The sequence below is a fragment of the Fluviicoccus keumensis genome (genome assembly GCF_004217445.1).
Taxonomy (GTDB): Bacteria; Pseudomonadota; Gammaproteobacteria; order Pseudomonadales; family Moraxellaceae; genus Fluviicoccus; species Fluviicoccus keumensis.
Map to the genome: position 1 here is coordinate 1 of NZ_SHKX01000017.1, position 21,676 is coordinate 21,676.

At 54.1% G+C, this 21,676-nt stretch carries 22 protein-coding genes; 5 read left to right on the top strand and 17 right to left on the bottom strand.

Translation table 11 applies throughout. The annotated features are described in order from the left end of the window. Positions 1-413: 413 nt before the first annotated feature. The 14 genes from EV700_RS15915 to EV700_RS15980 form a co-directional block, all read right to left on the bottom strand. A complete protein-coding gene (locus EV700_RS15915) occupies positions 414-1,601 on the bottom strand; it encodes a hypothetical protein (RefSeq protein WP_130415646.1) in 1,188 nt (395 codons plus the stop codon). 256 nt (positions 1,602-1,857) lie between these two features. Beyond that, a complete protein-coding gene (locus tag EV700_RS15920; RefSeq protein ID WP_207224705.1) occupies positions 1,858-2,403 on the bottom strand; it encodes a JAB domain-containing protein in 546 nt (181 codons plus the stop codon). A 57-nt stretch (positions 2,404-2,460) separates the two neighbouring features. Continuing rightward, a complete protein-coding gene (locus EV700_RS15925) occupies positions 2,461-3,045 on the bottom strand; it encodes a hypothetical protein (RefSeq protein ID WP_130415648.1) in 585 nt (194 codons plus the stop codon). 2 nt (positions 3,046-3,047) lie between these two features. After that, entirely contained in the window at positions 3,048-6,275 is a 3,228-nt protein-coding gene (locus EV700_RS15930; RefSeq protein ID WP_130415650.1) for a conjugal transfer protein TraG N-terminal domain-containing protein, read from the bottom strand. A 22-nt stretch (positions 6,276-6,297) separates the two neighbouring features. Then, a complete protein-coding gene (locus EV700_RS15935) occupies positions 6,298-6,636 on the bottom strand; it encodes a hypothetical protein (protein WP_130415652.1) in 339 nt (112 codons plus the stop codon). Continuing rightward, a complete protein-coding gene (traN, locus tag EV700_RS15940) occupies positions 6,633-7,994 on the bottom strand; it encodes a conjugal transfer protein TraN (RefSeq protein ID WP_130415654.1) in 1,362 nt (453 codons plus the stop codon). The genes EV700_RS15935 and traN overlap by 4 nt, the downstream gene beginning before the upstream one ends. Continuing rightward, positions 7,991-9,193: a hypothetical protein gene (locus EV700_RS15945; protein WP_130415656.1), complete on the bottom strand. Its 1,203-nt coding sequence runs from the start codon at positions 9,191-9,193 to the stop codon at positions 7,991-7,993. The genes traN and EV700_RS15945 overlap by 4 nt, the downstream gene beginning before the upstream one ends. Before the next feature lie 188 nt (positions 9,194-9,381). Continuing rightward, positions 9,382-10,092, bottom strand: coding sequence for a type-F conjugative transfer system pilin assembly protein TrbC (gene trbC, locus EV700_RS15950; RefSeq protein ID WP_130415658.1), 711 nt, complete (start codon positions 10,090-10,092; stop codon positions 9,382-9,384). A gap of 8 nt (positions 10,093-10,100) precedes the next feature. Next, complete coding sequence (locus tag EV700_RS15955) at positions 10,101-11,117, bottom strand: TraU family protein (protein ID WP_130415810.1); 1,017 nt, start codon at positions 11,115-11,117, stop codon at positions 10,101-10,103. Beyond that, the gene (gene traW, locus EV700_RS15960) at positions 11,101-11,718 is read right to left on the bottom strand and encodes a type-F conjugative transfer system protein TraW (RefSeq protein ID WP_130415661.1); all 618 of its coding nucleotides are present in this window, start codon (positions 11,716-11,718) and stop codon (positions 11,101-11,103) included. The genes EV700_RS15955 and traW overlap by 17 nt, the downstream gene beginning before the upstream one ends. Then, the gene (locus EV700_RS15965) at positions 11,715-12,410 is read right to left on the bottom strand and encodes a DsbC family protein (protein ID WP_242610296.1); all 696 of its coding nucleotides are present in this window, start codon (positions 12,408-12,410) and stop codon (positions 11,715-11,717) included. The genes traW and EV700_RS15965 overlap by 4 nt, the downstream gene beginning before the upstream one ends. A 97-nt stretch (positions 12,411-12,507) precedes the next feature. Then, positions 12,508-12,864 carry a hypothetical protein gene (locus EV700_RS15970; RefSeq protein ID WP_130415665.1) on the bottom strand — a complete coding sequence of 119 codons (357 nt, stop codon included), beginning with the start codon at positions 12,862-12,864 and terminating at the stop codon, positions 12,508-12,510. A 13-nt stretch (positions 12,865-12,877) separates the two neighbouring features. Further along, the gene (locus EV700_RS15975) at positions 12,878-13,903 is read right to left on the bottom strand and encodes a ParM/StbA family protein (RefSeq protein ID WP_130415667.1); all 1,026 of its coding nucleotides are present in this window, start codon (positions 13,901-13,903) and stop codon (positions 12,878-12,880) included. Then, positions 13,900-14,688, bottom strand: coding sequence for a hypothetical protein (locus EV700_RS15980; RefSeq protein ID WP_130415669.1), 789 nt, complete (start codon positions 14,686-14,688; stop codon positions 13,900-13,902). The genes EV700_RS15975 and EV700_RS15980 overlap by 4 nt, the downstream gene beginning before the upstream one ends. Before the next feature lie 1,317 nt (positions 14,689-16,005). Between EV700_RS15980 and EV700_RS15985 the strand changes: the two genes are divergently transcribed. From EV700_RS15985 to EV700_RS16005, 5 genes are read left to right on the top strand one after another with little or no spacing between them, the layout of a single operon-like run. Beyond that, positions 16,006-16,512 (top strand): lytic transglycosylase domain-containing protein, encoded by a 507-nt coding sequence (locus EV700_RS15985; protein WP_242610297.1) that lies wholly within the window; start codon positions 16,006-16,008, stop codon positions 16,510-16,512. Then, complete coding sequence (locus EV700_RS15990; protein ID WP_130415671.1) at positions 16,509-16,796, top strand: hypothetical protein; 288 nt, start codon at positions 16,509-16,511, stop codon at positions 16,794-16,796. Before EV700_RS15985 ends, EV700_RS15990 begins: the two co-directional genes overlap by 4 nt. Continuing rightward, positions 16,783-18,144, top strand: coding sequence for a GspE/PulE family protein (locus tag EV700_RS15995; RefSeq protein ID WP_130415673.1), 1,362 nt, complete (start codon positions 16,783-16,785; stop codon positions 18,142-18,144). The genes EV700_RS15990 and EV700_RS15995 overlap by 14 nt, the downstream gene beginning before the upstream one ends. Further along, entirely contained in the window at positions 18,122-18,727 is a 606-nt protein-coding gene (locus EV700_RS16000) for a DsbA family protein (protein WP_130415675.1), read from the top strand. Before EV700_RS15995 ends, EV700_RS16000 begins: the two co-directional genes overlap by 23 nt. 4 nt (positions 18,728-18,731) lie before the next feature. Beyond that, positions 18,732-19,346, top strand: coding sequence for a 3'-5' exonuclease (locus EV700_RS16005; RefSeq protein WP_165391522.1), 615 nt, complete (start codon positions 18,732-18,734; stop codon positions 19,344-19,346). Positions 19,347-19,749: 403 nt separating this feature from the next. Here the strand turns inward: EV700_RS16005 and EV700_RS16010 are convergent, their stop codons facing one another. The 3 genes from EV700_RS16010 to EV700_RS16020 are packed head-to-tail and all read right to left on the bottom strand — an operon-like array spanning position 19,750 to position 21,625. Continuing rightward, positions 19,750-19,974, bottom strand: a complete 225-nt coding sequence (locus EV700_RS16010) for a hypothetical protein (protein ID WP_130415679.1) — start codon at positions 19,972-19,974, stop codon at positions 19,750-19,752. Next, on the bottom strand, positions 19,971-20,909 hold the full coding sequence (locus EV700_RS16015) for a ParB/RepB/Spo0J family partition protein (protein WP_130415681.1): 939 nt from the start codon (positions 20,907-20,909) through the stop codon (positions 19,971-19,973). The genes EV700_RS16010 and EV700_RS16015 overlap by 4 nt, the downstream gene beginning before the upstream one ends. Then, a complete protein-coding gene (locus EV700_RS16020; RefSeq protein WP_165391523.1) occupies positions 20,906-21,625 on the bottom strand; it encodes a ParA family protein in 720 nt (239 codons plus the stop codon). Before EV700_RS16020 ends, EV700_RS16015 begins: the two co-directional genes overlap by 4 nt. Between the last annotated feature and the right edge of the window lie 51 nt (positions 21,626-21,676).

The following is a 21,676-nucleotide window of genomic DNA, read 5'->3' on the forward strand; positions in this document are numbered from 1 at the left end:
TCATTCATCGTTGGGCTACCAGACGCCTGTCGAAAAACGAGAACAGGCCTTGGGGACTCACTTTGTCGGTGGTATCAAAAAACACTAGCAGGTCAACCCCTCTCATTTCACACCGCAACATTCGAAGTTGTTACAGGAGGGGGCGTTGAAGCCATTAGGGAGGACTCATGCAGCCCCATAGGGCTTTAGCATGCTAAAGCCCTATGTCATCTTCATCGGTTCTATTGTGGTCACCGGGGACAGGGACTCCTTGGTGATTTCCAAGCGCTTTGACACCAGCGGCATACCAACAAACCAATTCTCCAGGGCGTGAGGGATTAAAACGAGTCCACGGGGCTGATCCACAGGCTGATGGACAATGATCGTTTCGCTCTGTTTCACATCCGCCTGCGAATGGACATTGAGTTGGACGGTTAATTAAAGCTGCGGTGGAAACAGCGGAGCCGGCGGCGGTAATATGGAGCTGACTGAAATGCATCGCCGATTGAAGAGCGCCAAGGCAAACTCATCGATCTGTCGTCTTTTGCAATCTGCCCTGGACCAATCCAGTACATTTCCAGCAATTTACCTGGCTTACTCTGGATAACAAGGCAATCAAGCATCCCTCCTATGCAATTTCTAAACTCTTCAGAACTCATCGTTCGAGACAAAAAAGCGAACTCAGGAGCTGATGAATTTTGACGCAATTGCACGCCAGCTTCAGCTAGCCTCATATACTCACCCATGGCAGTCCAGATGACGTCACCTTTGCTCAGATCGTCACGTTGTTTGCGCAGCAAGGCAAGCACTTGCTTAGACTCGTCAAGGCAACTTTTATTAGCCATAGCTAATACACTATCAAGGGATCGAGCTGTGTTTTTAAGTTCGCCACAGATTGTTACCAACAAACGGCCTGAGAACTGGCTGGCCAACGCAGCGACTCCAATCGCGATTCTGTCATGAGCATCCAAATCGCGGCCAGACCAACTCCGAATAAGTACACGGTAGGCAAGGTAAGGAAAAATTCTGGTTTCTGAATCTAATTCGCTTTCAGCCATCCCATTTAGATGACGTATCTCGCGATCCACTTCATAAGCAATGCCCTCTGTTATAAAGCCCAGCCCAATGTTCACGCTTTGGCTTCGAGACTCATTTCTCCCATTTCGGGCGCTGAAGGTTGCCACTACAGAAGGGATACCATCATATTCGCTTATATCTGGAGGACTACACTCCCAATTCGAAACATCCTTGCAATCTTGTAGTTCTCTCGCAAATGTCGCCCCAAGTTGTTCGCACATCACGGCAGCAACATAGCGTAGAGAATTGCGGCCCTCCTCAGGCATGCTATCCATGCCTAGAAAGTAGCCCTGATCGTCACAGCCGCCTGCCATTACCCGCAGTAACATGAGATTCGATAACAAGTACGCTTGACCTGCTGTGGTTGATGCATTGTGCAAAAAATGAACGTACTCGTGAGCATGCATTGCCACTGCTCCCGACAATGGAGCTCCTTCAATGGGATCCAGATCGAACAAGCTAGACATTCGAATGTAAAAGGCATTTTGTCGATAGATACCTGCGGCATCACTGCTAGGACTATCAAACTCTGGTGAGGACGTCATTTCACTGTATCTCTAATTCATCAGCTAAAATCATACCCTGTAGAAGCACAGCAACATTACGGGAGAATACATCTGGCGCCAGACCAACTAGTTGAACAGTGGCAATTTCGACCACTATGCAAAGTCCGAAACTCCAGCATACGATTTCTTCCGTTTCGTGAGCCGATCCCTGAACGAGCAAACACACGAACCTACAACTTTTCGTAGATGAAAAAAGGGAGACCCGCAAGGCGGGCCTCCCTCAGTTTTCCCGTAATCAGATCAATCCCCGCTCGGCCAGGCTCACGATGTTATCGCGGCGCCCTTCCCCAACGATCAAATGATCCAACACCCGGACATCGAGCAACTTCAAAGCCTCCACCAATCGCTTGGTGATCGCTATGTCCGCCGCTGAAGGTTCCGGATGTCCCGAAGGGTGGTTATGAGCAAAGATGACGGCAGCAGCATTGACCTCCATCGCCTTGGTAGCCACTTCACGGGGATGCACGGCACAGGAATCGATAGTCCCCAGAAACATGGGCTCACAGTAGAGCACCTGGTTCTGGGTATTCAGCAATATCACCAGAAAGACTTCCCTTTCCAGCCCCTGCAACCTTGCAAACGCCAACGCCCGTGCATCTTTAGGGCTATTGATCGCATCCCGCCTGATTACCACATACTCGGAGGCTTTTTCCGCCGCCCTCATCAATGCCCAACGTTCCTCAACGGTCAACCGGGCGACATTCAACTGCGCAAGCTCCTGAAGAAGCATAATGACTCCATACCCCAGAACCCCGAGGTGCGGGTCGATGGCGAAGGCCACCGAATCCAAAGATCCAGCGGCCGAATCGCCATTACCCTTTCTGCGTTTTCTCCTTCTTTACTGGCAATGCTCGTTGTAATAGGCTGAACGTGCCTCAGGATTGATCCCGGTATAAAGGCGTAATGCCAGATAGTCGGCTTCGTCGAGGTTCTGCTCCCGGAGCAAGTACCAACGCGCTGCTAAATCCTTGCCCTCAGTGGATAGAGTTCGCCATCGACTGCGTTCAAGCATCCTTATCAACCCGTCGTATCGTCGCGGGCTACCGCTCACCAATCCTTCCGACTTCTGGCGTAGTTCCTCTCGCAACTCGGGTTGGCGGGATGCAAGATCAGCAATATCGTGTCCATCCAGCCGGACGCCGGACAACGCAGCGGCCGTCTGCCTGAACTTCTGCGTTTGCTGAGCCCATTCCGCTGAAGCCAACGTGCCGCATGCGCGCATATGTTGAACCGGATCTTGATTCCAAACGGGGTTTTCAAGAACTTCCCTGGCCATCCTTATTTCTGCACTCAAACCGGTATTTGATGGTGGCTGTTCTAGTGACCACGCCTGCGTCGACAACCATGTCGTTCCGACAAAAACCGCTATTGTCGTGCGAGAGCTACGACCAATCGCCTGAAGGCTGGCTGGTTTGCTGCTCAAGGTTATCTGCCCTCCGGTTTTGAATGATCATTGACCTGTATCCGCCCCAAGGCACCCGTCAAATGCCGCGCCTGACTTAGATTCACAATTTGCTGATCCAAATCCTTGCCCGTGCTCTCATTGAAAAGCTTCAACTCACCGGGAAAGAGCGTTTGCCGATAGAGATCTGCTTGCAAGCGGATACGTTCTGCAACCTCCTGCCGCCGGCGATCCGCGGCGGGTGATCGATCCGGAGAGGTGTCTTTAGCCGTCAGCCCCTCCAGATACTGCTTTCCACCCGACAACTCATCCAACAAGAATCTGGCTCTGGGATCATCCTTGAGGCGTTGATGAACATCAGTGAGCCCCTGTTGCACGTCCCGGTAATAACGATCCTCCGAAGGAATCGACTTGATATTTCTATCACCCTGATCTCCGACTGCGTTCATCCCCGCCTGATGCAGGCCGCGAACCTGATGATCCCCCTGATGTACGGCGCGATCAGCTTTCCGGCTGATGTCCTCATAATGCGCTACAACATCCTCATGCGAGTACTTTGGTCCGGAGAGATGGCCAACCTCACCAGACCGCTCTCCCACCTGATTCTGGAGTGATTCCGGCATCAATACTGTCGGTTTGCGCGCATCCAGATCCACCCCGAAATATCGAGCGTCAAAGCGGAATGCCGAATCCCGGTCTGTGGCATGCAAGGCTTGCCAACGTGCAACGAGATCCTTCTGCTCATCGGAGTACCCACGCCCGGCAAAGCCATTCAACCGGTTTTGCCAGAACAAGTAATTCGGGTCGCCGTGGTCTACCAGGTCTTGAGTCTGGTCCATCAGCGCTTGCCGATAATCCGGATCCTCCTGCAGGCGGCTGACCATATTGTTCGCTGAAATCTGCCCTCCTTGTTGCACTTGCTGCTGCAATTGCCTGGCGCGTTCGGCTTGCTCACTCGCCTGCCATGTCTGTGTGGCCGCCTCCCGCAGGGTTTTATCCTGACGAAAACTCTCGCTTTGCAGTACTGACTCCGAAACTGCTTTCGCTTCCGAGTTGCTTAAGCTGTTTGTCAGGGAGCTTCCGGTGCGGGCGCCCGAATCCGCCTGGGTATTGAGCGTCTGCTTTTCCCCTGTGATATTGCGGTCCCCCTGCTGATTCTGGGACATGAAATCGGAGGAACTCTGGTGGCCGCTACTGACACGGTCCGCTTCACGGATATTGCGGGTGGTGCTGCGTTCAACACCTGCATCAAGTCCGGCAGACGCGCCAATTCCGGGAATCACCGGAACTTTGCCGCTCAAGCCCGCCCGCAACCCGATTGAGGCGCGAAGTGATTTATCCATCGAAGTCTCATCTACATGGTCAACCCCTTGGGTATCCCGTTCAGCATGAGACCGGTTACTACCGTCGCTCTGATCACTGGTGGTGCTGACTTCAGCCTGAGCGCCTTTTGCGGTAGCCAGGGCGGAATAGATTTGCGACCCCCGCTCCGCTCCCAGTGCTCGGGTCAGAACGTTTTTCACCTCAGCACCCTTCCCATGGCGGATTTCTTCCCCCAAACCCTCCATCAGCTGAAACTCACGGGTGTCTGCCATAGTCTGGGTACTCCCGACTGAATATCTCTCCATGGCCTGCACACCTCTACTGACGTCAACCGACGGGATGTCCGCCAATCCGCGTGACTCGATTGCGGAACTGAATCCTTCCAAGACAAAGAATCCGCCAGCATTGGCCACGGCATCCATCTTTACCGGTTCGGGAGAATTGACCTTTTCGTCGTAATAGTCACGACCGCCCCACCGTTCGGCAATCTTGGTCGTGGCAAACATGCTGCCGGTAAAGATGCTCATGCAGAGCAAGGGAATGGCGCCGATCATGTCGCTTGCCAAGGCCAATTTGGTCGAGACCTTTTCATAAAACAAAGGGGCGTTATAGGCGTTCAGCAATAAATCTTGGCTGCCAAAAGCCGAGATTTCATTCATCACCTGGAGCTGTATGAAGTAATTGATGACTGCCGCCACCGGCAACCACATCTGCGTGCTGATCGTGAACATCGCATAGGCACCCGCTGCCTGTACGCCCTTCGTGCCCAACAACATGATGGCAATCACCATCATCGGAAACAGCACATACGACAGGAAAATCATGATATTCATGCCGTTCACCATGATCTTCGAGAAGAAGGTTCCGCTGGCCGCCGCGTCCTCCCGCCATTGCTCGGTGGCCGACGCAAAGGGCATGCACCGGGCCAGGTCGGCGACATTCGCTGCTTCGGGAGCGCAATAGGCTGCCGCGCTGATATGCGGCTCCAGAGTGCTGAGCAGAACGAAATTTTTGGCCTGAACTGCCGTGGAATGTACAAGTGCGGTATAGGCTTTTTCATAATCCTCATACAGGAACGGCTCCTTGCCGTTCGCGCCTTTTCCGGCCCCGATACCCGCGTTCATGAAGATCTCTATTGTTTTCAGACCTTTGGGGTTACTTATTCCTGCGCTACTCGGAAATGGCTTAAAGAGTGACTCCGCATCTACCTTGATCAGGTCAGCTGCGTCAGCACAGGACTTGGCGACACCCGATGGAGTGCTATTACTGTAGTAGACTGTGAGACCGGCTACAGCTCCAGCGGCATTCAGGGCATAACTGACCGGACTCGTACTCTGCCGATATTCGTTTTCCTTGAACTCATCCCGTCCGACCAGGCAATTGATCGTCAATTCCTGCAAAGAGCGTGTCAAATAAGGGAAGGCGCCATTCACGCTGCCCGGTGCACTGCGCAAGGAGTTAAGTAGCTTCAACGGCGTAACAAAGCCGTTATCGCTGGTCATCGATGAATAATTACCATCGACTGACGCGAAAACTGTTTCAAAGCTCTGCGTGACTTGCCAAGCGATACTACTGATGACACTGCCGGGGATGGCGATGCCGATCGGGACATGATCGACCTTGGCCACCTTTCCTTCATAGACATCCTCAATTTGCACATCGGCCTTGGGCACCACCATCAGGGTATATACCAGCAAGGGCATCAGCACCGGTTTGAGATCAACCCGGCCGCTCATGGCGGCCTGATACAACGCCACTAGCAGGGCCATTAACATCCCCAGATAAACCCCGGTTCCCACGCCAAAGCTGTTGCCGGCGGACACCCATAGCCCCGCATCCGGATTTGCCGGATTGAACAGCATAGCTACCGCATTGAGCGCCGATTGGAAGACAGCCAGGTCTCCCAGCGAGTAGATCGTGAAGCTCATTGGCCGATACTCATGATTATGCTTAGGGAGGATTGCCGTCACGGCAAAGACTGATCTGGAAGTCCATCCAGAAATCACCGGTCAGACCATCACGGCGCGGAACCTGTTGCACCAGAACCCGCGTGCGGATCTGACTGCACTCCGGATTGATCGGGTGAATCAGAAAGGTTTGGATATTCACCGGACCACGGCCATGAGTAAGTCTCAAGAAATGATCCGCCTGTTCGCCTTCCAGTCTTGCCTCATGAGGCGCACTTTGCCCAACCTGCTGCCTGGCCAGCTCCATGAGTGAGTGAACAGTGGCCGCTTTTGCTGCCATCGGCAGCCCAATCATCAGCACCCCCAGCCGCCAGATTGTCATGGCTGCAGCGACCCCTGCGCGGCCGGGTCGGTGCTGACATCCGGCGTCTGATATTCACGGGCCTTCTCAAAGCGGTCCTCTGCACGCTGCTGCCAATAGCCGGCATCCTCGACAACGCCTTCCCGGGTGGTGTTCCCCGGCATGATGTCCGCGTAGAACTCGGACAGGTCCATCTTGCTGAGGTCCAGTTGCTGGAACTCTTCCAGAGAAAATCCGCCGCAGTTTGGTTCTTCGGGAGTACCTAAACCCTGATGCAACTGCCCCTTGCCCTGATAGTTGATCAATTTCGCCAATTTGGAGTTGTAGCAACAAAAAGCGGTTTTGCTCTCCAGGCAGCCGGTCACAGAATCCTTCGAACAGTATGTGCCTACCTGATAGCACAGCCCCTTGCCCCGCTTGATCCCCAACTGCTGTTCTTCCGGTTCACAACTGCTCAACTCCATGACCACCATAATGGCGGCCGCCAGGGCAAACGCCATGGGATTGAAATAGAACCCGTTACCCAGTGACGTGGACTGAACCCCCATGGTGGACGTCTCCGCAACCGCGCCCGAGGTCCAGCCAAAGCCCATGAAAGAAAAATTGAAAGCAGGCGCCGTGGCGGATGATGCCGCAGCCGAGGTGCCAGATGCCGACGTCGATGCGGCGGTCGCTGCCTGAGCACCGCTGAGCATGGCCTTACCCTGCGCCAGAATATCGTGCACATAGGGCGTTGCCTTGAATTTGGCGTAGTCATAGCCATATTCGGCAACACTCATGACGGCGGCAAAGGCTACCTGATTGGTGGTATCACCTCGTCCGGCACTCGCCTGGGTATCGACATCACAACAACCCCGCAAGCCGCCCCACCCCTCACGGCAGTCATTCCCCGTCCCGTTAAAGAATCGTCCGCTGGCCGGATCGTAATAGCGCCCCGCCTCACGCAGCGCTTCCAGATTGGCTATCGCAGAAGCTACATCGCCATCGGGCGTGTATCCGGTGTCAAAACAAGCTCCATCTGTGCAAAAGGATTGCACAGTACAGGCTGTCTCCTTGGTTCCTGCCGCTCCGCCCGAGTCACAGCGGTAGCGTTTTTCAACCGCCTGACATTGCCCGTCAGCATCCGGAAGGCAGGTGGACGCCAACTCGTAACAGCCTTGCGCTCTCAATCCGGCGCAGGCATTGTCGGCAGAAGATGATTCGCATTCATATTGCTTTTCCCACTGCCAACAATCACGCGCCACAGCATAATCACCGATCTGCTTGGTAGACGGACCGTCCACGCAGCGCTTCGACAGTAACTTGCAAGCACCTGCATGCACCATGAGGGGATGCAATACCAGTAAGGCTAAAAACATTGCCCCGCAATGGCGGCTCATGGCTTTGCCTCCGGTAAATCGGGGCACTGGCTGTTCCAGTTATCCACCATCTCCACGGTAGTACCAAACATTCGTAACGTCAGTTTGTTGGTCCAGCGCGCGCCCCAACCATTGTGTAAATAGTGAAAATCCCCCCCTGACTTCCCAAAAAGCAGTTTGACCTTACAGTGCTGGTAATCGACCTCCGCGACGGAGGCCGCGCCCACGGTGCATCCTCGCCCGCTTTCGCAGGCACCTCCGGAAGCATTCGCCAATATCCGGATATTGCTGGGTTTGACATGGGCGCATTGGAAGTCCTGGGGGGCGTCAAGCACCGACATTTCCGTTTTGCCCTGCATCTGAAGCGGATCTGCCGACCAGGACATGATGACGCCGCCATTGTCGAGCAACTGCGCATCATTGATTTCAGCGGTCTTATGTTCCAGGTCGACGGTCACCCAAATATCGGCATCGTCCTCCTCCCCCCACCACGTCATCACATGGAGAAACTCGTTACGTGGCACGATCACTCCGGAAGGAGAGGGATTGATACAGTAACAATTGCCGCTGCGGTCGCACGAAGTCCGCTCGCAACTCATTTCCTCCATCAGGCAGGAGGCTTCATATCCCCATTGGTGGCTGGCTTCCAGTCCGATGTAGCGATAGGTTTTCCCGTTTGACTGGACAATTTTATGCAGCGGGAAGTTGTAGGCACTGAAACGACCGGACTCATTATCATTGCAGAAGGCCCTCCACTTGCGGAGGTCGGTATTGAGGGTAAAGCTATAGTCAAAATCCCTATCCCGCTCCTGGGCGCTGACGGAGAGTTTATCCCGGCAGGTCTGACGGGACTTCACCAGGCTCTCCCTACACGTCAGCTCTTTGTGGGATGGATCTCCGGAAGGCTGGCCCGGTAACTGGCAGTCCATATTTCCCAGGCTGGCCGATATCGTTTCAGCCTCGTGATAGGTTTTGAAAAGCGGGTCAGTTTGACGGTCCAGCGTGAACTTCGCGGTATTCACCCGTTTAGTCAGATAGTTGATAGCTTCGCACTCCCGCCGGTCCGTTTCGGGCAATTTGCTTAGGTCGGCCTTTGCACAAGCCTGCTGGCGGGCGGTTCCCTGTGCCTTTGGCAACTGGAACGGGTCAAAGGCTCCTGCCAGCGCCGGCGTCTGGTCGTATCCCGGCAATGCGTATTCCGCAGACCGGATATTGATCATCCCCCCGGCAGCCTCCCGCGTATCGGCTGCAAAATTCTTTCCCGCCTGAAATGCCGAGTCCGATGTCAGAGGTTGTGCTGGTAGCCCCGTAGCCGGGAGTGGAGCATAGGGAAAAGCCGCTGCTGAATCTGCTCCTGGAGCCGCGCAAGCCATACCGCAAAACAAGCTGGTCAGGAGTAGTCCGGCTTTCAAGGTTGTGACCCTTTTATCAGATAACCTTTCGCCACAGCCGCCAGTTCAGGCTCCCCCTCACTGACGATCCGCTCCAGGGAAAATTGCACCGGGACATCTCCATAGACGATGGCAGATCGACCTACGACCTGGCAGCCGGAGTCTTCCGCCCCTTCCGATGGCAGGCTGACAATCAAGGCCGGAACTTCTCTGACCTGAAATCGTTCAAATGCCACCGGATTGATGTCGATTTCCGGATAGCGGTTTAATCCCAGACCTGTCAGGAATCGGCGAAAATGGCTAAAGCTCAACGGGTTGTCCCCTGTTACGCCGCGAAACACCACCTTGATGTTCCTATCCCTTGCCTGTTCCAGCAGGTTGGTCAGCGTCTTCTCAGGAATGCTGGCACTGACAAACAGCAGCACCACCGCTTCATTCCGCACTCTGACGGCATCGGCATTCTCAAAGGTATCGACCCACCGGTCGATATCGATGCCAGCGTGCTGGGTATCGGATATGGCTGGAGAGATCTCTATCTTGGGGAATGCTGTCCGGAGATACGCCTCATCAATAGATTGTGCCGCTGATGGCGATTGCTGCAGATCGCGGCGAATGATCGGCTGCAACTCACGTTGCTTTTGCTCCAGCGCAGTAAGGGTGGGGAAATCCTCTGGCCGATCAGCCGCCATCAATGGCCCCGAAGCCACTCCCAGGACAGCCAGAGTCATGAGTGCCTTCAAAACTTAATGGCTCCCTGACAACAGTCACGTTTGCGGAAGATCAGGTAACTGAAGTCTTCACCTTTCACCGGAAACTCTTTCCCGGCCTCCCAGAGAATGGTGCTACGCCCAAAGGGCTGGCAGCACTGCCCGGCAATCTTGGTGGTCTGGGGCACCGGATAGGTCATCTGGTATTTGTACTGCGTCTTGTCCATGAGGATTTGTGGGTAGTAACCGCACATACCGGCTTTGCCGGATGCCGACCACATGATCCCCTCACGGTGCATCTTGGCCAGCAGTCGTTGCGTCAGCAAAGATGAGGTTTTCACTCCGCCGGTGTGGTAAAGGTTTCTGCCCACCAAGGGGTACACCTGCCCGTTGCAACCGCCACACCAGTACAGGGCGCTGAGCGGCTTGCCCACGGTCGCTGCAATGCAATCCGCGCTACACGCGGTCACGGCGGCGATATTGCCGTAGAGAAAGGCATCGGGATTGAACAGATTGTTGAGTTCGTCATCCACCCAGGTGGGATCCGCCTCGGTCAAATAGGCCAGATCAAATCCCTTCCGCTCAATGCAGGCGTCATCCAGCAATAACTCCATGTAGTACATAACGGGGTTGATGTAGTAGTGGGCGTGGAAGAAGGCTTCCCTCTGCTCGGACTCGACCAGTGGTTTACTGACATAGCCGGGTGTATCAGCCGGTAACCCTCCGCTACCCCCACCGACTTCCACTCCGCCCAGTCCCACCAGGCAATAGGGTTTACGCGTAATGTCCACCTGCCGCACCGGCTCCCAGAATCCGATTGGAATACCGATGTTCGCGTTACAAGCGCACACCCCGGTCGGCCCACTCGCCGTATCCAACTGGCCGCCCTTATCGATTGCCTTGCCAAATAGCGTGATCGGAAAGACACAAGACCAGCAAATATCCGTAATCGGGTTCATGAACTTCCCGGCACAGCCCACGGCACTTGCTGTGGAGGACAGCGAGATCAGGCCCGCAAACACTCCGGCCCTACAGAGCGACTTCATCAATCCTGATTCTCCGGTCTTCCTGATATACCCGGCTCGGCACTGCCCTGACACCCAACCGTCCGGTCATGAATCCCTGCTGATCGAAATACACCGGGCGCTCAAGGCGTTGCCTTAACTGCAGCCAGGAACCGGCCACCAATACGGGTACTGCCCGGGGTTCCAGCTTCAGGCGCTGCTGAAGCCAAGCCACCTGTGCTGCATCTTCACCATCGATGAACAGAAGACTCTTGGTTAGTGGCATCTGGTCCAGCGGATTGATTGCTTGACCGGCGGGAATGACCAATTCCCCATCTGCACCACGGATGTCTTCTGTTGTGATGATGGTGGGGTCAAAGTAATGGCTGGCCGCTTGCTGAGCCTTGGGGATCAAAAGCCCTGAAGGATGATTGATGGACGCGATGACCCTAGATCGATACTCGTCCTCCATTTGGGCCAGCCTGTCCCCCTCAGCCCATCCTTTCAGCTTCTCCTGAATGGCCTCCAGCATGGATGGCTCCTGTACTGGATAAACGCGGCCAAAGGTTCCAAGCGAGTCGGCCCTGACCGAACCATGCAGCATAAGCGCCAGCATCAGCGAATGGGACAACTTGAGGGTCATTGCATTCTATCCAGCCAGTCATCCAATTCGCTGGCCTTGAGAGCGCCCGACGTCTGACGTCCGTCCGCACTGATAATGGTTGGAGTGCCAAAAATGCCCAGTTTCTCGGCAAGCTGACGATTCATAGCAACTGGGTTGTCGCACATGCCACCCGCTGGCTGAATATGATGAATAAGCAGATCACGCCAGGATTGCGCCCGTTCCGAGCTACACCATACCGAGATGGCCTTCTTCATGGCGTCTGGATGTAGACCGTCCAAGGGATAGGGATAGAGATAAATGGTCACGTTGTCGAGTTTGGCCAATTCCACTTCCAACTGGCGGCAGTAAGGACAATCTGGATCTGAAAACACAGCCATCTTTCGCTGGCCATTCCCCTGCACATAAGTAATCGCCGAATCGGTGGGCAGTGCATTGAAGTCGATTCGCTGGAGCGCCTTTTTTCGATCAGCAGTGATGTCTCGCTGGTTTGCCATATCCATGACATGACCAAAGAGGAAAAAATCTCCCTTGGCATCGGTATAGGCAATGTTCTTGCCCATAACGACTTCGTATATCCCATCTAGCGGTGAGGCATTCACGGCGGTGAACCGGGTTTTGGGATACCGGCTCTGAAGACGGGTCAGTAGATTATCTGAAGCGATGTCCTGAGCCTGCACGCTGCTCAAGCTGCCAGCCAGCAGCGCGAGCAACCATAATCTTGGTTTCCGCATTAGCCTTCTTCAATGTATCAAAGTGTAATAATTATATAGGCCGCAAAAACATAAATAAACTGATATTGTTACATTGTCATGCAGGCTTGTAGCGCCGGATGACGAATGGCTCATGAGCGACAACCGTAGCCTGGGATTCCCTTGCCTCAACTTGCGCTGATGAGGCCGCTACCTCGCGCGCCGGCACGACATCTGCCGCCCCCTTCGGAAGTGCGAACGCCGCACCACCACCCCTGACCAGATCCAATCCGTTTTCCGTCAGAACGCCCTGAGAATGTGCCAATTCCAGCAGATCCTTCACCACCTTCGGGAATGCACCCCAAGGCAAACCGGCAGCCCACGGAAAGAGCGGATCGTGCGGTTTGAATATCAACTGGAAGGTAATCTTCTTCGATTGCAGGACGCTGTCCTTGTTGGATAGCCATCGACTCATCGCCCAGACACCTCTATTTGCGGGGTAAGCGGGTCAGCCCCCATCGACGCATCCCTTCAGCTATCGCCATGCGGGGATCATCCGACGTCATGGTGTGAGGCCAACGCTCTTTGAGCGTCGGGTAAATAATGTCTGCACCGCCTCCGGCAAGTAAAACCGCATCCAAGCGCCGGACAACTCCTCCAAACAGTCGGGTGCCTGTGTCGACAATTTCATTCACGACAACAGCTACAGCCTCCTCAATCTCGACCTGTACAGACAACCGGTCATTAAAGTTTCGGATGTAGCCGGCACGCAGTGCCTCTTCGCACTCCAACTGGGAAGTTTGCAAGCCACGGGCATGCAGCAGTTTTTTCAGCTGTTCCACTGCCTTGTAAATACCGGCACACGACCCCGAAGCCACTTCGATCCATCGCCCTTTCTCCATCAACATGAAGTCCGTCGTGAAATGACCAACGTCAATCACAGCCCAACTGGCCAGCAATGTTCCCTTGCTGGTCAGGTGCTCGCCGTTCTCGTTGAGAACACCATGCTGATAGGCGCCCCATGGCTGCGGCACAACGACCACATCCGTTTTGAAGATATCCAGCCCTTGCATGGAGAGAGCCTCCTGCTGTTGAGCAAAAGTCACCACCGGCAGCCCCAACACGACCAGATCCGGCACGACTTGATGACTGACGAGATAACGCTGAGCCCGCTCCATCAGTACCAGATGCTCGGGTGTATTGATCCAGTCCATGGAAAGCCCTGAAGCTGCCTGCGCCCCTTGGCTGACAGCAGTCAGCCCGACGAAGTAGCGGCGGCCCATGACCTCCACCGTATCTCCCTGGGTGACGTCGGGCTGTGGATCAAAGGACAAGGGGATGGCCGGGGTAACGACCGAGGGGTACTGACGATGCCTAAGCGAACCATCAGGAGTTCTAAAGGCTAGTTTGACGGCGCTATGGCCGATGTCGATGCCTGCCACTGTCATGTGTCTGCTTCCATAATGCAAATTCGAGGTTAAAAGTGAGTCATGAAACTGGATTTCATGATTCATGATTCATGATTCATGCGTAATGCTTCAGCAATGGCCTGTCTGGCGTGGCTGTTGATGCACTGTTGAAGAAATGTCGCGGCATCCTGGATTTCCGCCTTGATCCGACTGACATAGCCGAGACCGGGGGTATCCGGAAAATCCGCATTGCTGTAGCGACTTTTCCATTGACGCCTTGCATCACCAACCAGCAGCCCTACCTGCTGGCGGATTCCCCGGAATCCGGGCATCCGGTAAAGGCTGTACAGCGACTGTGAAAGCCGCGAGGGATTTTTCGGATAGACATTGACCGAACGCTCCAGCCGGTGACGCCACTGCTCAAAACTGGCGGTATCAAGGCGCCAGGTCCAACTCTCATCACCCCCTGAGGCGCTGGAGCGACTCAGCAGCAGCAACTCGTAATCGCCGTTGATCTTGAGGCGACTACCGCGATCACTGAGCGCCAAGGGTGTTTCCAGACGCCAGATCGCGCCGCGGCCGGGCGTGATCAACAACCAGAATCGCACCTCGATCTTGTTCCACCACCACACGACATAGGTCACTGCACAACCGCCCTCCTTCCGCCGGCGGATCTGGTGGCGGGTCAGACCAGTCTCATAACTGTCCGCGAACTTCGCCCGGACAGCCTGAAACCGGGCGAGTGTCACCGTGCCGGCGACGTAGAACCGGCAGCCGCCGCGACTGACGCAATCCTGGATGCGCTGCATCGCTTCGGTTTTGGTTGTGCAATAAAACTCCACCATTTTTCCCTGACTGACGCTTTGATAAAGCACAAACCTCATTGTCATGAGGTTTGCGGGGCTTTTGAAGCATCTCCGGAAAATATTATGACGCTTTGATAAAAAGAGGTTCCTAGTTTTCGTTTCAGGCAACGAGGCACCATCGTAAGATGCGGTCTGTTGAACAGAGGTTGCCAGCCTATCCGTTGCTCGGGGGCTGCCACCCCCGTACTCAACACATGCGCTCCACCCCGGCGCCAACCGGGGAAGCGTGGCGAAGCTGCATGCCGGAGAAATTTGGCTGGTGCGGCACGCGAGGGGCGCTTGGGGGTGAAACTCCCCCAATCGATCCCATCCCTACACCCGGAAACGGGGGGTTGGGCGACGTCGAAACGGGCCTCCGGGTGACCGGAGTAACCCTGTACGTCGGGAGACGGTGAGCGTCAGCCAGGAAGGTGACGACGCGTTAAGCACCGCATGTGGCGGCTCGATCCTCTCGTAGGGTCGCCTCATTGCCAGGCAGGTGGGCTGCTGAGATCACGGTGACGTGATAGGGGTCTGAGGAGAAATCTGGATGACCCGGTACTACGGGGCGCAAGCTCGGTAGATCGCTGGATAGCTCAAGCCTGTAATTGCACCGACTGAGGCCAGTCAACGGTGCATCCTGGAGAGCAAGTACTGTAAACCCGTTGAGGCATTACCCATCCATAACCCGGTTACTTCAAGGAACCTCGACCGGGGGAAAACGGAGGCGGTGGATGATGCTGAGGGAGCAGGGTTCTGCTCGTGTAGATCCGACGTACTAAGACGGGAAGCTGTCGCGGTCGCTGGTGGGTGGCACCCCAGTCATGACCGAAACGGTGAAACCTGCCCTAGAGGCAGCGATAAGCCGTTGTACGACAGTGGGAGATCAGGTCAGTAGTGATGATGTTTTTTCGAGCGAATAAAAACGTGAGCGAAAACGGAGTGAAAGCCTGAGCTGCGCGACAGCGCATGTTGTTGAGTACGTGCAACGTTTGGCCGAGTGGCATCGGCCTCGGGGGGAGTGGCATCCCCCCACGCATTCTGTACAGCAACTTCCGTCAGGAAGTGTCAATACCGCTTGTGACAGCAAGCGTTTCCTATTTTTGAATGTCTCTGCACCTGTCAGTTCAGAGCGCGCATCCCATGGAGTCACCATGAACGCCAACTTCGTTAAGCCCGCCAGGGCAACGAATAGCTTTCCCGAGCCTGTCGATCGTTGTTGCGATAGCGGGTAAGGGTCAGCAAGCCTTCGGCGAAAGCCGATGTTGTCAACAGCAACCCAAGCAACTTCGGTTGCACAACTTGAAGCCCCCCGATCCTTGATCGGGGGGCTTTCCATCTTCATCGCCGGAAAAAGGCAAAATGAAGTACTCCAAAAGTCGGGAAAACCGGCTTGTTTTTATCAAATATCATCTCATAATAATATCTATGCGAAAAACCTTGGTTATGGCCTTGTTTGCCTGTGACGCCTGCATGGCAGCACCCTCTGCTCACATCAATGGATGCCTTACTGCATCGGCCGGTAAATATGGCATCCATCCCCAAGTACTCTGGGCCATCGCGGCTACGGAGTCGAACTTCAACCCTACTGCCATAGGCCGCAATGACGACTCACTGGATATTGGACTGATGCAGATAAATAGTGGCTGGCTGCCGCGCTTGGCCACCTTCGGCATCACCCAGCAGGACTTGCTGAATCCCTGCATCAACATCGAGGTTGGTGCCTGGATACTCGCGCATAACATCCGGCAGTACGGCTACGGTTGGAAGGCCATCGGCGCCTACAACGCCGTCACACCCGCCAAGCGGGACCGTTACGCCAGGCGTGTATGGCGAAAACTGCAACAGGCTCGACTGACTCAAACATGAAGTCCTTTTTCACTCCTGTCTTGATGACGTTGATCATCACGTATTTCGCCTATGTCATGGTGACTCCGATCGCCTGTTTGCGCGTGGAGCGCAGCACCCTCCCCGTCCGCCTCATGGGCGACCTGATCGAAGCCGCCGCCCGCCCATGGGCGACAGAAGCTACCGTACTACGCATCCGTCTCTTTACCCTTCGTGGACAATTAAAAATGGCCAACTTCATCCAGCATCAGTTCTACTTCCAACCCGCCATCACTTGTCCGTGGAATCGACATGAATCAGCCTGATCTGTTCATCTCGACAGGACGGGGTGATCAAGAGTCGGTTGAACTACTGAACGATCTCTTCGCAAAAGCCGCCGAACATGGCGCAAGCGATATCCACTTCGAGGACCATCAGGAAGGCGCCGCCATTCGCTGGAGATGCCGGGGAAGCATGGAATTAATCGGGCACGTCTCCCGTCACGTAGCGCGTAACATCCAAGACAAGATTCGGGCACGGTGCAACCTCTCGATTGTCGACAAAAAGCTTGCCCAGGACGGCCGGACATCACTTCAGTTTGCTAGCTTCGGGCTGGATCTCCGGGTCTCCATTCAGCCAACGGTCCAAGGTCATTCCGTAGTCTGCAGGTTGCTTGATCAGCGGAATGCCGGCCGCCCGCTCAACGATATCCCCATGACGGATATCGTACGATCCAGTCTGATGTCCGTTATTCATGAGCCCAACGGGCTCTTCCTCGTCACTGGCCCAACCGGATCCGGCAAGACCTCGACCCTGTACAGCATTATCAACGCCCTCAACTCCGTCGAACGGAAAATCATGACCATTGAGGATCCTGTTGAGTATCGGTTGCCATGGCTTCAGCAGGTAAATGTCGAGCAGGACAACCCTTTTGCATCGGCACTGCGTGCCGCTCTGCGTCAGGATCCCGATGTCATTCTGGTCGGAGAGATTCGAGACCGGGAGACAGCCAATATCGCCATACAGGCAGCACTAACTGGGCATCTCGTATTATCAACACTGCATGCCAACGACTCCGTCAGCACAATCAGTCGACTACTCGACCTAGACGTGGATCCGGTTGCTCTGGCGGCATCACTGCGGGGCGTACTCGCGCAACGCTTGGTCAAGCGCCTGCCCGTCTCGTCGCCCAATCGACCGGCAACACGCCTCGAACGGGATTGGCTCCTCGCCAACCGACTTCACAGCTATGTGGACCAGCAATTTGGCTCTCCCGAGGAACACGTCGCATATCAAGGAATGCTGCCAGTCATGGAGCTATTGTTGATGTCCCCCGCCATTCAGGAGGCCATGGTCCGCCGCCAGGACAAACGAATCCGTCAGATTGCGGGTACCCAGCCACAATTCGAAACCTTGGCCAGAGCCGGCACCCGGCTAGCCGCCAGCGGGATGACCAGCTTGGAAGAGATTATTGCCATATCAGGGCAATCATTGCAGCCAACAGACATGCCGTTAGGTGAGCGTCTGATTTCGCTAGGACACCTGACGAGCTTTCAATTAAGGAAGGCTCTAAACCATCAAATTTCCGGCTCGCAATGCTTGCTGGGAGAAATCTTGATAGACATGCAGTTATGCGACAAGGAGGCCATTGATGAAGCCATGGCGATTATTTAGTGCCGGCATGCTGGCTGCAACGATCGTTCACGCTGAGCCCCAGCCCTACCAGAACCTGCCCGACACACCTTCCGATCACAGCATGGTCAGAACCTTTTTTCTGTTTTCCTGCCCGCATTGCCGAGAATATGACGCCTTGCTTTCGCGCTGGGGAAAAAGCCTGCCTGCGCCATTGAGCTATGTCAAAACTCCGGTGGTTGTGCAAAGCGGAGAGTCCGTAGTCGGCGCTATTGCCTACTATACGGCGTTGGTAACGAACCCTGAACGTATCCAGACCTTCAGCGACACAAGCTATCGCATGATTCAGCAGGATGGCTATTCCGCTCAGGACCGGAAAACGTATGATTTGGCCGCACGGCAAGCGGGATATGACCCTGAACAATTCAGAGCGCATTGGGGAAATCCGGAGGTAAAACGCCTGTTCATGCAGGCTGCCATGTTGACAGCGACGTATAACATACGGATGACTCCGACACTGACGATTGGCGGACGCTATAGCCTCTCGCCCGAGGTTGTTGCAGGCAACGTAGCCTCGTTTGTGCAACTTTCCAATGCCATGGTGTCGAAGTATTTGCAGGAATAGACGCTTGGTCATTTTACCAACGCCCTCCCCCACTCGGACATGGAAATTTGATGTGAGCGTCAATAAATCAGCTCCACCGCTTCTCACAAAGGTTCTTTACCTGGATACCGAAACAACAGGACTGGACGAAGGAGCGGAGATCATTGAAATTGCCATTCTGGATGTTACAGGCAACGTCCTGTTGGACTCACTGGTCAAACCCACTTCTCCGATCTCTGACGCTGCCTCCAAGGTACATGGCATCATGATGCCCATGCTTGATGACGCTCCAAGCTGGAAGCAACTGGCTTGCAAAGTCAAAACTCTCTTAGACGGACAAATCGTTGTCGCTCATAACGCAGAATTTGATGCACGGATGATACTGCAAAGTTGCCTGAAGTACGGCGTTACCGGACCCGCCAATGTGCAGTGGATCTGTACCATGAAAATACTTACAACAACCAATGGTGGAAAATGGCCGTCTCTCAGTCAGGCAAGGGCTTTACTGAGAGACCCAATCTTGGAGTCGAATCCAGACAATCTTCACCGCGCTCGACACGACGCGGAGGTATGTCGGAAGATTCACCAAGCGCTATTGCTGGAACAGCCTGAGTTGAGTGGACTGCATCATCATTGCTAATTATCCATACAGAGGCACCAGTCCATCATCTTTAATTGATGATCTCGTCAATGACCTGTGGATGCCGCAAGGAATCATCGGTCATCAATGGTCTGCCAATAATGGTAAGGGCCTCGTGTACTGATCGCTGGCCAGATCCTGAGTGCCGCTATCTGGATTCTTTTCAGGATTTAATGAAGCCGTCACTTCCTCAGCAGATCCTAGTTATGTCCGTTGAATCACCTGCAACGTTGTCACCGGCTTCACAACACACTGTCGAAATTCGAGGCCTCCTAAAATGACGACAGCGAACTTTGTTTCCCATATTTAATTGAGCATGCTCAATTCATCAAACTCTCCTGGAAACAATGATTTTTCGGAGTCAAATGGCTATGATTTGAGGCCACATCTCAATTGAGCATGCTCAATTCGGAGAATTTTGCCTTTCTTGAATGATTTGTTCTAAATTTTCCAAAACCCAAGCCGGGCACTCCCGGGAACTCGCCCTGCCTTCATTGGCAACCCATGCCTGAACCGTTCTCAGGCTGTATTTACGCATGGTCCTCTTTTCCAACAACAAGGCAACCTGCATAGTGTCCAGTTCGGCTTTCGCCATGAGTTGGCGCAATCTTTCCTTGCTACCACTCATTTACCTGACTTCCCGGTCAAGGATTGAATCATCGCGCTGAGATCTTTAAGTCCTACAGGCAGTTCAATGTCATAACTGGCTTTACGGGATTTGAACCTGAACAAGAGGTTTTCACCCTCGTGAACAAGCTCAACACTGTCGGCTTTGATGCGATGGTGTTTATCTTGAGCATGCTCAATTTTACCTTTGCTCTTCTGAAGGGTGCTATTTACCTGCTTCCGGATACTGCCCGGCTCAATACGCCCCTCAACAATGGCTTCAACAACCCTTTTTGCTTCAGTCGGGTTTTGTTCATGCAAGCGATTGACCATGTTCAACGTCGTGATATCGCGAATCTTTCCGCCTTTAGCCAGTTCTTGAATTAACTCGGGTGACTTGAGCAAGCCCAGGGTAATGGACATCTGGCTTTCCGAAACACCGAGTTTGGTTGCTGCCTGCTTTTGAGAACCTCCCGTCAGCTCCTTGACTCGCTGATAGGCACGCGCAATGTCCATCGGGGTCATTGACTGACGATGATTATTCTCTGCAATTTGCAGGAGTAAAATGGTCAGCGGATCTACATCATTGCGGATGACCACATCCACCCGAAGGATACTGCCGATAAGCTGGCAAGCGCGCCAACGACGTTCTCCAGCAATAATTTGATAACGATCACCGACCTGACGCACGACGATGGGCTGAATCAGTCCGTTCTGTTCGATACTCGCCTTCAGCTCATTCATGGCCTCAAGGTCGAACTCACTGCGCGGCTGATTGGGATCCGGATCAATCTGATCTTTGTCTATTTGCCGAATTTCATTATTGGCGCGGGCCTCGGAAACCACCTTCCGCTCAAACGCATCCAGGTCAAAACGTTCATCAATTGCCGCAACAGCTGTCGGTGTGGATACGGGAGTAGGTTTTCGCGTTGCAAATGAAGGCTTCTTCGTGCTCATTTCGATGCCACCTTCTTTTTCCTGGATGCCTTGGTCGGTTTAAGCCCGCTCAATTCCAGCACTTCTTCAACAAAAGCATTAGCGTTCGACTTGGTTTGGGTATCACCCACATGGAAGATGCTGCTGCCATCAAATACACACTGCCGATAAGCCTGCCTAAGCTGCAATTTGGTATTCAGAACTGGTAGTTGATAGGTATTCGAAACATACTCGCCCACCTCACGCCCCAGAGTGGTTCCCGGCTGAACGCCGTTAATCAAGAAGTACACGGGCGGTTTCTGTTCGCCAAATCTTTCCCAGATGTCACGTAAAAGACTGATGAAGTCCTCGCTGCCGTCCACATCAAACGGCGATGGACCAACGGGCGTCAGGATGAGGTCGGCAGACTTAATCGCGCCCAAGATGATCTTCTGTGTGGCATCGCCCTTTTGCCCAAGGTTGCTGGCGCTGTCGATGATGATGAAGTCATAACGATCGCGTTCCTTGGCAATCTTCTCCGCAATCAGCGGAGAGTCCCATCGCTCCACCCAAGGAATATCCTGCTCATGAGGCAAACCCTCGGCACTGGCCCGCCACTTGGAAAGTGACTGCTGTGTATCCGCATCCAGCATCAACACCGAATACCCCAGCCGTTTCAGGCCGGACCCCAGTGTTGTGGCTATCGTGGATTTACCGACGCCTCCCTTCTGGTTGGCGATCAGTATGACCTTTGCCATCAGAGCTTCTCCTTTCATGTGAGCATGCCAAAATCGAGGCTCACTATAAAA